Source organism: Pseudomonas gingeri, from assembly GCF_013386115.1.
GTDB lineage: Bacteria > Pseudomonadota > Gammaproteobacteria > Pseudomonadales > Pseudomonadaceae > Aquipseudomonas > Aquipseudomonas gingeri.
The window spans coordinates 392,760-406,841 of sequence record NZ_JACAOR010000010.1; the positions used below are offsets into that span (position 1 = coordinate 392,760).

Consider the following 14,082-nt stretch of genomic DNA (forward strand, 5'->3'; position numbering starts at 1 on the left):
TTCAGTTTCCAGAAAAGCAACAGCCCCGTACGCTGGATTCATTACCCACCCAGCAGGACGGTGCCATGACTACTGTGTCGAACCAGACCCACGCGCTCTCGATCAACCCGCTCAACGGCGAGCAGATCGGTCACTACCCCTATGAGTCGGCCGCGCAACTCGATGCCGCGCTCTCGCGTTCTGCCAAGGGCTTCGCCAGCTGGCGCCGCAAGTCCGTGGAACAGCGCGCGCAATTGTTGATCACCCTGGGCAAGGCGCTGCGCGACAACGCCACCGCAATGGCCGAGATGATCACCCGGGAAATGGGCAAGCCGATCACCCAGGCCCGTGGCGAAATCGAGAAATGCGCCCAGCTCTGCGACTGGTACGCCGCCCAGGGCCCGGCCATGCTCGCGCCGGAAGCGACCCTGGTGGACAACGGCAAGGCGCGGATCGAATACCGCCCGCTGGGTCCGATCCTTGCCGTGATGCCCTGGAACTTCCCGATCTGGCAGGTGCTGCGCGGTGCGGTGCCGACCCTGCTGGCCGGCAACACCTATGTGCTCAAGCACGCACCGAACGTGATGGGCTGCGCCTACCTGCTGCTCGATGCCTTCAAGCAGGCGGGCTTCCCCGAGGGTGCGTTCGAGGTGATCAACGTGACGCCGGACGGCGTGTCCAAGGCCATCGCCGACCCGCGCATTGCCGCCGTGACCCTGACCGGCAGCGTGCGTGCCGGCACCGCGATCGGCTCTCAGGCCGGTGCGGCCCTGAAGAAGTGCGTACTGGAACTGGGCGGTTCGGACCCGTTCATCGTGCTCAACGATGCCGACCTCGATGCGGCGGTCCGGGCCGCGGTGATCGGTCGCTACCAGAACACCGGGCAGGTCTGTGCGGCGGCCAAGCGCCTGATCATCGAGGAAGGGGTGGTGCAAGCTTTCACCGAGAAGTTCGTCGAGGCGACCCGTCGCTTGGTGGTCGGCGATCCGCTGCTGGCCGAGACCTATGTGGGTCCGATGGCGCGTTTCGATCTGCGTGACGAACTGGACCAGCAGGTCCAGGCCACCCTGGCCGAGGGCGCGACCCTGTTGCTGGGCGGCGGCAAGATCGCGGGGCATGGCAACTTCTATGAGCCGACCATCCTCGCCGATGTCACCGACCAGATGACCTCGTTCAAGCAGGAACTGTTCGGGCCGGTCGCCTCGATCATCACCGCGCGGGATGCCCGGCACGCCGTGGAACTGGCCAACGACAGCGACTTCGGCCTGACTTCGACGGTCTACACCGCCAATGTCGCGCTGGCGCAGCAGATCGCCGACGAACTGGAAACCGGTGGCGTGTTCATCAACGGCTACAGCGCTTCCGACCCACGGGTGGCCTTTGGCGGCGTGAAGAAAAGCGGCTTCGGTCGCGAGCTGTCGCACTTCGGCGTACGCGAGTTCTGCAACGCCCAGACCGTGTGGCTGGATCGCAACTGACGGCACGCGCGTACCGGTGGCGAACGGGCTTTGCCGTTCGCCACCCTGTTGATCTGGCGTGAACTCACGCCAGAACACCTCCCCTCCCCATCTGATCCGTATTTTTCTGCACTACCTGCCTCTGTATCGAGATCAGATTCCCCCCGACAATAAGCCTGCCACCCGGCCTCGGGCGGCGCTTCAAGGCAGAGTTCTCCAAGACTCTTTTTCCGCTGTACCGCAACCCTGTGATTCAGGAGGCCTGAAATGGGCAAGATGGCGCTTTTTCTGGGTGGTTTTCTCTTACTGACAATCGCAATCGGCCTGCTGGCCACCATCTCTCCGACCTGAGCCGACTGATACCGCTCATTGGATCGTTCCCGCGCTGTGGGAGCGGGCTTGCCCGCGAAGCTGTGACCTGTGACGCAGAGCGTCACGGGCTGCATTCCCACGCAGAGCGTGGGAACGATCTACTGAGCAAGTCATTGACGACAGGATCTTGCGGATCCCGAGGGGGCTGACTCAGGAACGTTCGTATCGCCTGTCGATGTTCTTCTGAAAGGTTGTGCATACCCGCCAGTGCCCGGGCAGCCGCGCGGGCCACCTCGAAACGCGGCCCCCCCTCGTCCGCCTGATAATCCCGACAATCCGAGAGCAGGGAAATCAGGCATTCCACTCCGTCCTGCCACTTGAAGTGGCCAATGACCTTCGCCAACTCCAGACGAACGTGCGCGCTTTTATCGCTGGCACCGTTGTAGAGCCAATATCTGTTCAACCCCAGGGGCTCGACCAGGCCGGCAAAAAAACTCACGGCATGCCTGCGTACATCGGCATGATCATGCTCCATGAGGCTCGGAAGATGCTTGCGCACACTCACGGCATCCATACGCCCGACGGCCTCTCTCAAGGCCTTGGCGACTGCAAGGTTTTCCAGGTAGTACATTTGCTCGATCAGCTCATGGGGATCGCCATTGCGCTGTGTCTCCAAGCTCAGCAGTTCTTCAACAATTTTCATCGGCTCAAGCTGGAGGAAATCATCGATATCGGGGATATCCAGGTCTTCGCAAATACCTTCGAGATCATGATCAGCCAGGATCAGGGACTGATCATAGGCACGTTTGAGCAGCTCAAGGCTCTCCCTCTCCAAGGCAGACACCTGCGAGGATTGTTCATCCAGGGTCATCGACCAGGCGGGGAGAATCAGATCATGGCGTGGGTGGCCCTCAATCCATTGATACCCTTCGTTCCGGCGGCGCATCTGGACGTAAGCCATGGTAAGACGATGAACCAGTTCCTCATCCTCATCCAGCATGGTCCTGAACAGGCGCTCAATCGACGCATCGTCAATGCCCTGGAAACTCTGCTCCTCGTAGTCACCCACCTCGTCCCGGTGTTCACGTAGCCCGTCCTCGATACCCTCAATCAGACTGAACATCTCATCATCGTAATGAAAAGCACCGGCCAGCGCCGCGCACTGGAAAAGCGCCAGTGTATTAGGTTGGTTGCGACCTGCCGGGGTCGCCCAGTGACAAGACTGTGCCCAAGCCTCCCCGAGGTCCCCACCCAGCCCGGCGAGCCAGGTAAAAAGCTGCGGACCGTCATAGACAATGTCGCCATCGATAAATCGATAACGTATCCATGAACTCAAGAGCGGCGGTATCAATGGCTCTCTTTCCAACTCTTCCCTGAACTCCGGACTCAGCACCGGTACACTCCAGTACTTCACCACTCGCCCGGATGCCACCGGCTTGAATGCCGTCAAATCGCGTAAGAACCGGGCAATGGAGCAACGCTGCGAACCCCATCTGATGACCCGCTCAAAATAGTAAACGAACTGAAAATCATTGGTGGTAGCAATGCACTGGCGCAGGAACTCATCGACCTTGTCCTGCTGAATACGATTCAGGCACAGCTGTTGGGGCCACCGACTGCTGATTGCTTCAAGCAGATTTATCAAGGCGTTGAGACAGGCCGGGTCATCGCACCACTGCGCATACAGGGCCTCCACGCACCGGCCCAAGGTCCGTTCCAATACAGCGGGACTGTCGGTAATCACTTCCTCAAAGGCCTCAATGACCTTACCGTGGGCACCGATCTCCTCTTTCTCATCCTCGTCCAGTGTTGAGATCAGGAAATGCTTTACGAAGCGCTCGAGATCAATGGAAAGCGGCGGGCTGAGGTCATCCAGGGCACGCCGGATCGTACTCAACCCCTCAAATGAAATACGTTGGTTCCGGCGAATCATCGCCCAGATCACCGTAGCGCACTCCACGCCGCGTTCCGGCCATCCCAGAACTTGCTGACGGACAATCTGGCGAATGCTGGAAACCTGTGCCTGATCGACCAGTTGTTCGATCAATGCAACCGACTCGTCCCCGCAAGCCAGCAAGCCTTTGCAGAAGCGATCGATTGCCAGGGGACTTTGTAGATCCTGGAGCAGCCCGGAACGATACCGCTCAGCGAACGGCAGCATCCATGCCTGGGCTTGCTCAAGCTTCTTTTCCAGGATGTTCCATTTGACGTCATCGCCATAATCGCTATCCGATACTTCACAGGTCAGCGAACGCCACGGTTCTTCATCCTCCCCGACCCGACTCTGACGAAGAATATCGGTACGCGAAGTGATGATGAACAGCTTGTCGGCAGAGGCACGCGCCAGCAACCGAGGGAGTTGAATAACCCATTTGTCCGCATCGGCTTCAAGCTTCGATTGCCCCCAGGGGTCGTCGAGATGAAAGACATACAAGCCCCTCTGCGCCAGATAGTGCTCGATTGCGGCAAGCCCTGCCGACTCCCTCACAACCTCATAGGGTCGCGGTCTTTCACGCAGGGCATGAACCATGTTTTTGGCAATCAACGATTTGCCGTAGCCTGGCGGTCCGATCAGCATCACCGCATGCAACGTGTCCAACAGCGACTCTGCTCGTGCCAAGGCAGGCGGTGCGATGAACTCGCGCAACTCCTGGTCGCGTACCGCTCCCCCGCCTTCACTGGTGATGACATCCCGAACATGATCACGCGTCAGGGGCTCCACCAGCCCTGCCATACGCCGCTCGACCAAGCGCTCCAACTTATCTATCGCCGCCGGCAGGTTCGAAATCGGTACCTTGCCCCTGGATTCAAGCAAGTCATGAATACGTGCCCGCAGGTCATTTTCAGTCAGATTCTGGATAAGCCCCCAACGACCGGTCAACGCCTGTTGTTCGGCCTCTATCTCTGTCAGCTTCGGAGGGAGGAACGAAGGGTCCAGTGCCTCATCGACATTTTTAAGCTCGGCTGCCGCCAGTTCCCCAGCGACACTGCAATTGGTAATAAAAATATAACGCCGGGAGGGATCCTCCAGCAGCAGTGCCTTTCCCCTGGGCCTGGTACCTGGCCCCGAGGCACTTCGTGCAACCCGGTCCTTGACCAGTTCCGAAAACGCGCTGGCCGTCCAATAGCCCTTTCCGCGGTTTTTTATCTGAATCAGTAGTTTATGGACGCCACCAATGCTGACTGTCGATTCCTCGTCATCGATGCAAGCCTCGACGTCTTCCTGCGAGACTGGCTCAACGATGATTTCGTTGCAGCCATCGACACGATTCAACAGCAGTTGCAACGCGATCCATACGGTGACTTTTTTCTGATAGATGAAGCCATGAAAAGCCGGATTGCCATCGCTCCCCTGAGCCCCCCTATCGTTGTAATCATCCATTATGCAATGCACCTTCAACCTTGAATCGATAAACGTCAGGGTATTTCCTGTTTGCGCAATTGTTACAGGCCACCTTCACGGAGGTCCAGTCGCTCACGCAGGAACTCACCAGCACTTTCGCAGGAGTCAGCGCGGTGCGATAGGAGACGCCTCAGCCCACGGCCGCCGGTAACCAGACCGAAACGCTCAGGCCGCGCTGCCGTACTTCATCGCTGTACCCCAGGCGGATACGCGCGCCGGTGCGCTCGGCAATGGCCTTGATGATCGACAGCCCGAGCCCCGAGCCGACCTCGGTATTGCCCAGGCTGCGGTAGAACGGGTCGAACACCCGCTCGCGCTCCTCGATGGCAATCCCCGGGCCGTTGTCCCGGACCTGCAACAGCACGCCGCCCTGCTCCGCGCTCACCGACAGGTCCACCCGCCCGCCTTGCGGGGTATAGCGGATGGCGTTGTCCACCAGGTTCCTGACCAGGGCCAGCAGGTCGATCTCGTTGAGCGACACCCGCATGTCCTGCTCGCCTTCCACGCCGACATCGATCTGCTTGAGTTCGGCCAGTGGCAGCAGGTCTTCCAGCACGCGGCGGTAGATGCCATGCACGGAGATCGGCGCGGCGGGGGTTGTCGACGTCGATTGCGCCGTGGCCAGCGCCAGCAACTGATCGATCAGGCTCTTGCCGCGCTCGATGCCCCGCTGCAACGGCACCAGCCGCTCGCGGGCGTCCGGCGACAGCTCGGCGGCGGCCAGGCGCTCGGCCTGCAGCGACAACGCGGTCAAGGGTGAACGCAGTTCGTGGGCGGCATCGGCGACAAAACGCCGCTGACTGTCCATCGAGCGGGCCACCCGGTCGAACAGGCGATTGATGGCGAGCACAAAGGAGCGGATTTCACTGGGCAGGTGTCGTTCGTCGATGGGATGCAGGTCCTGCTCGCTGCGCCGGTCGATGTCCTGCGCCAGGACCGCGATCGGACGAAACAGCTTGCGCACCAGGTCGGCCACCACCAGCAACAGTACCGGCAGCAGGATCAGAAAAGGCAGCAGGCCGCGCCAGGCACTTTCCCGGGCATCCTTGTCCCGTGCACCGGTTTCCTGGGCCACGGCGATGCGCTCGCCCGTGCCCAGGGTCTTGACCAGCACGCGAAACGGCTCGCCGCCGACGGTCAGGGTCGCCAGGCCATCGGACAGGCTCGTCGGCAATGGCAGCGGGCCGCCGTCATCGATATTGCCCGAAGCCCGGGCCCCATCGCGCAGGTACTGGACGACCACCCGCGACTCCTCGTCGTCGTCCCTGATCGACATACCGGGGGCCGACGGACTCAGGGTCATGTTCTGGCGCTCGACCAGCACGGCGACCTGGCGCAGGGTATTGTCCTGCAACTCCAGCGCTTCATCGAACGCCGAGACAAAGGCAAAAATACCCGCCACCACCGCAACGACCAGGATCGCCAGCGACAGGCCGACGGACAGCCTGAGCTGGACGGACTCGCTCAGACGCCTTTTGAAACCATCCATCCCATCCCCCTGACATTCTTGATCACCTGGCTGCCCAGCTTGCGCCGCAGCGCGTGGATCAGAAACTCCACGGCATTGCTTTCCACCTCGTTGCCCCAGCCATAGAGACGATCTTCGAGATCGGCACGGGAAAGAATCGCCCCCGGACGGATCAGCAGCGCCTGGAGCAGCGAAAACTCGCGATTCGACAGTTGCACCTCGGGGTGCTCCGCCGTACTGGCCTGCTTGGACACCAGGTCCAGGGTGACCAGGCCATTGCTCAGCAGCGACAAGGCACTGCCGCCCTTGCGCCGCAGTACCGCACGCATGCGTGCCAGCAATTCGGCCATTTCAAACGGCTTGAGCAGGAAGTCATCGGCACCGCCATCAAGGCCGCGCAGGCGTTGATCGAGGCTGTCGCGGGCGGTGATGATCAGCAACGGCACGGCATTGTCGGCGGAACGAATGCTGTCCAGCACCGCCAGGCCATCCTTGCCGGGCAAGCCCAGGTCCAGCAGCACCAGGTCGTAGTGCTGGGTGTCCAGGGTCGCCAGTGCGGTCAGGCCATTGTTGACCCAGTCGGCGGCATAGCCGGCATCCTTCAGGGCCCCCTGGATCACCTCCCCGATCATCGGGTCATCTTCGACCAGCAGTATGCGCATATCCCTCTCCGACCATCAGCAAGGCCCGGCACCCGCGACGCGGATGCCGAGCCTCTATTGAAGCATCTGTCGCCCGCCGCGTGCAGCGTTTTGACCTGGATGCATGCGGCGGGCGAGCTGGCTGGCGATCACTTGCCGCCTTGCAGGCTCGCGAAGGTCTTCAGCAGATCGGTCATGGCGACCTTGCAGTCGCTCTGCTTCGGCGAACCCGCGCGCAGGGCTTCAAGGGCATTGTCGATGGCCTTGTCCAGCAGGTGCCAGTCACTGGCGGCACGGGGCTTGATCCCGGCTTCGGCGGAGTCCCAGGCCAGCTCCAGGTCCTTGATCCGTGTTTTTGCACCGGCCAGGTCGTTCTGCTCGACCAACCCGGCAACCTGGCTGGCGATGCCCTGGAAGGCCGACAGATCGCCCAGCTTGGAGGGCGAGGCATGGCTCGAATCGGCCTGTGCATTGGCCGTGCCGGCCTTGGGGGTATCCGGCGATTTCGAGCAGGCGGTGGCCAGGCTCAACAAGGCGATGGCGCCGACAATGGCGGCTTTGCGAATAGCGCTACGAACGGTCAGCATGATGATTCCTTGATAATTGAAATGAGTGAGGTTGAAGACGGGGTCAGTCGGAAACCGGCTTGCGCTGGCCGACGCCGAGCTGGGCGACGATGACCAGCATCAGGATGACGCTGAGGAAGATCGCGCTGGTCCATGCCGCGCCCATGCCGAGGCCGCCATAGGTCTTGGCCTGGGTCAGCAGGTCCCCCAGGGAAGCACCGAACGGACGGGTCAGGATGTAGGCGATCCAGAAGGTCAGGACCGTATTGCCGCCCAGGCGCCAGGCGGCGAATGTGGCGCCGATCAGCACGGCGAAAATCACCGAGCCGAGGGTGAAACCCAGGCCCAGCGCCTCGGTCGCCAGGTCGCCGGCCGCCGTGCCCAGGGCAAAGGTGCAGAGCACGGTCGCCCAATAGAACAGCTCCCGGCGCGGGGTGACGATATCGGCAATCGACAGGCTGCGCTCCAGCCTGAACCAGACCAGGAAATTGATCGCCAGCAGCACGCTGAACACCGCCGTGCTGGCATACAGGCTGATACCCAGCTGGTCGGTGAGCACATCGGTGATCTGCGTACCGACGATGCTCACCAGCACCACGCTCAGCCAGTAGATCCAGGGGGTGTAGGCGCGGGTACGGAGTTGAGCGAACAACGCGATGGCCAGCAGCACGGCCATGCCGATACTGGTCAGGCCCTGGCCCAGCCCGGCATCGACGGCAAGGTAGTCGGCGGCGGTTTCGCCGACGGTGGTGGACATGATCTTGATGACCCAGAACGACAACGTCACTTCGGGGACTTTGTTGAGCCAGTCGGCTCCGGTTAGCGGCTTCATGTGAAGGTTATCTCCCTGGCAGCGCGGCAACTGGCGCTGGGGGGAGACTACCCGGGCAAACTTAGCCGGGACTGAGGCGCGGCGATTTGCCCGTCCGGGCGCTAGAGGCCGCCATCGTCACGCGCCAGGCTTTCGCGCAGGAACTCGATGAACGCCTGCACCGGCCGCGACGCCTGGCGGTGCTGCGGATACACCGCCGACAAGCGCAGTGGCTCGGGGCGCAGGGAGTCGAGCAAGGTCACCAGGCGGCCGTCGCGCAAGGCCGCGTCGACGATAAAGGTCGGCAGGTAGGCGATGCCCATGCCGGCGATGGCCGCATCCCTGAGCAATTCACCGTTGTTGACCCGCATGCGCCCCGTGACATTGACCACCACCGGCTTGCCCTGCCCCTCGAAACGCCACTGCACCTGACGGCCATGGCCATAGGGCAGGCAATCGTGGGCATGCAGGTCGTCGGGCTTGAGGGGTGTACCGCGTTCGGCCAGGTAGGCCGGGCTGGCGCAGTACACCCGGTCGATGGTGGCGATACGTCGGGCAATCAGGCTCGAGTCCTCCAGCACGCCGATGCGCAGCGCCAGGTCATAGCCCTCGCCGAGCAGATCCACCGGACGGTCGCTGAGGTCGACTTCGACAGTGACGTCACGGTAACGCTTGAGAAATGCCGGCAGCAGCGATCCCAGGTGAGCCAGGGCAAACGACAGGGGCGCACTCAGGCGAAGGGTCCCGCGCGGCTCGGCGGTCTGACCGGCGATGCCCTGCTCCATGTGCTCGACTTCGGCGAGCAGGCGCAAGGCGGATTCGTAGTAGCTCTGCCCCAGGGGCGTGACATCCAGGCGGCGGGTCGAGCGATTGAGCAGGCGCACCCCGAGGCGTTCCTCCAGTTGCATCAGGCGACGGCTGACGAACTGCTTGGACAGGCCCAGTTGATCCGCTGCCGCGGTGAAACTGCCCGAGTCCATGACCTGGCAGAACATACGCATGTCTTCGAAAGGGTTCATTGTCACGCTCGGGTTGACAGCAAGCCCCTTTATAACGACTTTTTCCTTTCCCCACATCTCATAATCGGTAACCACGAAACCTGTGGGGGCCTTAGCGCCGAGCCACTTCCTGTTCCCGACCACTGCAGGAGCCGGCTTGCCTGGACGCCGCATCGCAGCGATGAGGCCCTTGAGCCTTGTGCTGCCCGTGCGTACGCCATCGCCAGCAAGCCGGCTCCCACCGGTCGGTGCCTCACCGCCAGGTCCCGTGCGGCACCGACATGACCGTTACTTGGCTGTCAGCGCCGAGTAGCTGTTCATCAGGTTGCGGTAGTTAGGGATGCGCGGCGACAGCAGGTTCGCCAGGCCTTCCATGTCGTTGCGCCAGTCGCCTTGCAGCTCGCACGCCACCGAGAACCAGTTGACCAGTTGCGCACCGGCGGCGGTCATCCGCGCCCAGGCCGCCTGCTGCACGGTTTCGTTGAAGGTGCCCGAGGCATCGGTGACCACGAACACTTCAAAGCCTTCGGCCAGGGCCGACAAGGTCGGGAAGGTCACGCAGACATCGGTCACGACGCCGGCGATGATCAACTGCTTGCGGCCGGTAGCCTTTACCGCCTTGACGAAATCGGCGTTGTCCCAGGCATTGATCTGGCCTGGACGGGGAATGTACGGGGCGTCCGGGAACAGTTCCTTGAGCTCCGGCACCATCGGGCCGTTCGGGCCATTTTCGAAGCTGGTGGTGAGGATGGTCGGCAGTTTGAAGAACTTCGCCAGGTCGGCCAGGGCCAGGACATTGTTCTTGAACTCGTTCGGCGAAAAATCCTGCACCAGCGAGATCAGGCCGGTCTGGTGGTCGACCAGCAGGACCACCGCGTCGTCTTTGTTCAGGCGTTTGTAGGGAACGTTGCTCATGTGAAACTCCTTGGTGACGTGAGAGTACAGTGGGCGCCGGCCATACGGGTCCGGCGCCGATGGGGAATCAGAAGGCAAAACACGAGCAGCCGAATGCGCCCCAGAATCCCTGGAAGTCGCTGACCGGCGCATTCGACAGGCGCGCCCGCTCATGGCTGTGGGAGTGCACGGCGCAGGGACCGCTGCACTGGTGGACCTGGGCCTGCAGCGGCGAAGTCGGACGCCAGTGCCCCGGCACCTTGGCCACCGGTGACCAGTCCGGCAGCACCGGCAGGCCTGCCGGGCCGAGCTTCTCGAAGTCGCCGGTGGCGTAGACCACCTTGCCACCGACCACCGTCAGCACCGACTCGATCCACTTGATGGCCTCTTCCTCGACCTTGAAGTAGTCCGCGCTCAGCGCCGCCAGATCGGCCAGCTGGCCGACCTTGATCTGGCCCTTGCTGCCCTGCTCGGAGGAAAACCAGGCGCTGCCGTGGGTGAACAGTTCCAGGGCGGTCTGGCGCGACAGGCCTTCCTCATGCAGGGCCAGGCCGCCGACCGTGCGTCCACTGACCATCCAGTACAGCGAGGTCCACGGGTTGTAACTGGACACCCGCGTGGCATCGGTGCCCGCGCCTACCGGCACGCCTTCGGCGAGCATGCGCTTGATCGGCGGCGTGGCCTCGGCGGCCTTGGCGCCGTAGCGCTCGACGAAATATTCGCCCTGGAACGCCATGCGGTCCTGGATCGCGATGCCGCCGCCCAGGGCCCGCACCCGCTCGATGTTCTGCGGGGTGATGGTCTCGGCATGGTCGAAGAACCACGGCAGGCCGTTGAACGGGATATCGCGGTTGACCTTCTCGAACACGTCGAGCATGCGGCTGATGGATTCGTTGTAGGTGGCATGCAGGCGGAACGGCCAGCGCTGTTCCACCAGGTGGCGGACCACCGGCTCCAGCTCGGCTTCCATGCTCTGCGGCAGGTCCGGGCGCGGTTCGAGGAAATCCTCGAAGTCGGCGGCGGAGAACACCAGCATCTCCCCGGCACCGTTGTGCCGCAGGTAGTCGTCGCCCTGGTGCAGCTTGACGCTGCCGGTCCAGTTCTTGAAGTCGGCCAGTTCTTCCTTGGGCTTCTGGGTGAACAGGTTGTAGGCGATGCGCACCGTCAACTGCTGGTCCCTGGCCAACTGCTCGATCACCGCGTAGTCGTCGGGGTAGTTCTGGAAGCCGCCGCCGGCATCGATGGCGCTGGTCAGGCCGAGACGGTTGAGTTCGCGCATGAACTGGCGCGTCGAGTTGACCTGGTATTCCAGGGGCAGCTTGGGGCCCTTGGCGAGGGTCGAGTAGAGAATCATCGCGTTGGGGCGGGCCACCAGCATGCCGGTCGGTTCGCCGTTGGCATCGCGGACGATCTCGCCACCCGGCGGGTTCGGCGTGTCGCGGGTGTAGCCGGCCACGCGCAAGGCGGCCCGGTTGAGCAAGGCGCGGTCATACAGGTGCAGCACGAATACCGGGGTATCCGGCGCGGCCTGGTTCAGCTCCGCCAGGGTCGGCATGCGCTTCTCGGTGAACTGGAATTCGTTCCAGCCGCCCACCACCCGCACCCACTGGGGCGTCGGCGTGCGGTCTGCCTGGTCCTTGAGCATGCGCAAGGCATCGGCCAGGGACGGTACGCCTTCCCAGCGCAGTTCGAGGTTGTAGTTGAGGCCGCCACGGATCAGGTGCAGGTGCGAGTCGTTGAGGCCGGGAATCACGCAGCGGCCCTTGAGGTCGATGACCTGGGTGTCGTTACCGCGCAGGGCCATGGCCTGGGCATCGCTGCCGACCGTCACGAAGCGCCCGTCGCGGATGGCCACGGCACTGGCCAGGGGCTTTTCACGGTCGACGGTATGAAATTGACCATTGAACAGAATCAGATCGGCGTTCATCGCGTTTCCTTCGACAGAGTGAGCATGGAGAAAGGATCGTCCCTGGTATCAGGCATGGCGCCAGGCCCCGGCAAGGCGCTCGCCGAGCGCCAGCCGTCCGGGGCCGGCAATCAGAAGACTGGTGAACAGGATCAGCAGCAGCCAGCCGAACTGGCCTTCGGCGATCGTCCATTGCGGATGCACGATCAACAACGCCACCCACAGCACACAGAGAATAGGCAAGCAGGCCAGACGCACCAGTACGCCGGCGATAATCAGCAGCGGGCAGAACACCTCGGCGAAGATCGCCAGGCCCAGGGTCAGGTCGGCGCCCAGGTGGAAAGGATCTTCGATGTTCTGCAGTTCGCTGCTGTAGTGCAGCAGTTTCGGCAGGCCATGGACCCACAACAGGAACAGCCCGGCGCTGACCCGCAGGAACAACCATCCAAGATCCCGAGCCCGTTCATCCCGGCGCAAAGCGTCCATGAGCCACCCATCGCAATGAAAAACCACCGGCGTGGTGACGCCGGACTGTCGGTGGATAGTGCGGCGACGGGGCAGGGAAAAATTGAATGTACGTGCTCTCTTTCCCGTGGGCGCCCCTAGGGCGTCCGGATGTCCAGCGGCGCGGACATGAACTGCGCGATCCGCGAGCGCAGCCAGCGTTCCGCCGGGTCGTTGTCGTGGACCCCGCTCCAGGCCATGGACAGTTGCGCAGCATCGATGGGAAACGGCGGATCCTCGGCCCGCAACGCACAGCCCTCGACCAGGGCACAGGCGGCGTAGTCGGGCACGGTGGCGATCATCTCGGTGCCGGCCAGCAGGGCGCGCAGGCCACTGAACTGCGGAACACCCAGGACCACGCGCCGGCTGCGGCCGACCTTGGCCAGGTCGAGGTCGATATTGCCGCTCAGGTCGCCGGAGAACGACACCATCGCGTGGGGCCGCTCGCAGTACTCATCCAGGGTCAGCAGGCCGGGTCGCTTGTCCCCGCGCAGCACCTTGCAGGGAATGTCGCGCAGGGTCTTGCGCTTGGCATTGGCCGGCAGTTCGGTGGTGTAGCTGACCCCGACCGAAATCTCCCCGGAGGCCAGCAGCGCGGGCATCAGCAGGTAGTTGGCCCGGCGTACCACCACGACTATCCCCGGCGCCTCCTCACGCAACCGGCTCAGCAGGGGCGGAAACAGGCCGAACTCGGCGTCGTCGGAAAGACCGATGCGAAACACATCGCCGCTGGTCGCCGGATCGAATGCCTTGGCCCGGCTCACCGCCCCGGAAATGGTGTCCATCGCCGGTTGCAGCTCCTTGAGGATGGCCTGGGCCCGTGCCGTCGGCTCCATGCCACGGCCATTGCGCAACAGCAACGGATCGTCGAACAGGTCGCGCAGGCGCCCCAGGGCGGCACTCACCGCCGGCTGGCCCATGAAGAGCTTTTCGGCGACCCGGGTCAGGTTCTTCTCGAACATCAAGGCCTCGAAAATCACCAACAGGTTCATGTCGACGCGGCGCAGGTCGTTTCGGTTCATCGGCGCAATCTCCTTGCAGGTTCAGTCGGGCTGGCGCCTCCAGTCTGCGCCTGCGCCCGCCTTCGATACTTGCAGCGGTGTGCTGACTTGCGCGGGGGCGGCCCCGCGCGACGAGCACGAC

11 protein-coding genes are annotated in these 14,082 nt (G+C 62.9%); 1 reads left to right on the top strand and 10 read right to left on the bottom strand.

The window, feature by feature from the left end; translation table 11 throughout:
* Positions 1–65: 65 nt before the first annotated feature.
* A complete protein-coding gene (locus HX881_RS20740; protein WP_177086339.1) occupies positions 66–1,457 on the top strand; it encodes an aldehyde dehydrogenase family protein in 1,392 nt (463 codons plus the stop codon).
* 412 nt (positions 1,458–1,869) lie between these two features.
* On the opposite strand, the gene HX881_RS20745 is transcribed toward HX881_RS20740, so the two are convergent.
* From HX881_RS20745 to HX881_RS20790, 10 genes are all read right to left on the bottom strand, one after another.
* Positions 1,870–5,130, bottom strand: a complete 3,261-nt coding sequence (locus tag HX881_RS20745; protein ID WP_177086341.1) for an nSTAND3 domain-containing NTPase — start codon at positions 5,128–5,130, stop codon at positions 1,870–1,872.
* Positions 5,131–5,281: 151 nt separating this feature from the next.
* On the bottom strand, positions 5,282–6,640 hold the full coding sequence (locus HX881_RS20750) for an ATP-binding protein (RefSeq protein WP_177086343.1): 1,359 nt from the start codon (positions 6,638–6,640) through the stop codon (positions 5,282–5,284).
* Positions 6,616–7,281 (bottom strand): response regulator, encoded by a 666-nt coding sequence (locus HX881_RS20755; RefSeq protein ID WP_017128886.1) that lies wholly within the window; start codon positions 7,279–7,281, stop codon positions 6,616–6,618. The genes HX881_RS20750 and HX881_RS20755 overlap by 25 nt, the downstream gene beginning before the upstream one ends.
* 128 nt (positions 7,282–7,409) lie before the next feature.
* Positions 7,410–7,847, bottom strand: a complete 438-nt coding sequence (locus HX881_RS20760) for a hypothetical protein (protein ID WP_177086345.1) — start codon at positions 7,845–7,847, stop codon at positions 7,410–7,412.
* Positions 7,848–7,890: 43 nt separating this feature from the next.
* Positions 7,891–8,658, bottom strand: a complete 768-nt coding sequence (locus HX881_RS20765; RefSeq protein ID WP_017128884.1) for a COG4705 family protein — start codon at positions 8,656–8,658, stop codon at positions 7,891–7,893.
* A 101-nt stretch (positions 8,659–8,759) separates the two neighbouring features.
* Positions 8,760–9,656: a LysR family transcriptional regulator gene (locus HX881_RS20770; RefSeq protein WP_017128883.1), complete on the bottom strand. Its 897-nt coding sequence runs from the start codon at positions 9,654–9,656 to the stop codon at positions 8,760–8,762.
* 267 nt (positions 9,657–9,923) lie between these two features.
* Positions 9,924–10,550 carry an isochorismate family cysteine hydrolase YcaC gene (ycaC, locus tag HX881_RS20775; protein ID WP_017128882.1) on the bottom strand — a complete coding sequence of 209 codons (627 nt, stop codon included), beginning with the start codon at positions 10,548–10,550 and terminating at the stop codon, positions 9,924–9,926.
* Positions 10,551–10,617: 67 nt separating this feature from the next.
* Entirely contained in the window at positions 10,618–12,456 is a 1,839-nt protein-coding gene (locus tag HX881_RS20780) for an amidohydrolase (RefSeq protein WP_177086347.1), read from the bottom strand.
* 48 nt (positions 12,457–12,504) lie between these two features.
* The gene (locus tag HX881_RS20785) at positions 12,505–12,921 is read right to left on the bottom strand and encodes a DoxX family protein (RefSeq protein ID WP_042936721.1); all 417 of its coding nucleotides are present in this window, start codon (positions 12,919–12,921) and stop codon (positions 12,505–12,507) included.
* 116 nt (positions 12,922–13,037) lie between these two features.
* Positions 13,038–13,961, bottom strand: coding sequence for a LysR family transcriptional regulator (locus HX881_RS20790; protein WP_017128879.1), 924 nt, complete (start codon positions 13,959–13,961; stop codon positions 13,038–13,040).
* Between the last annotated feature and the right edge of the window lie 121 nt (positions 13,962–14,082).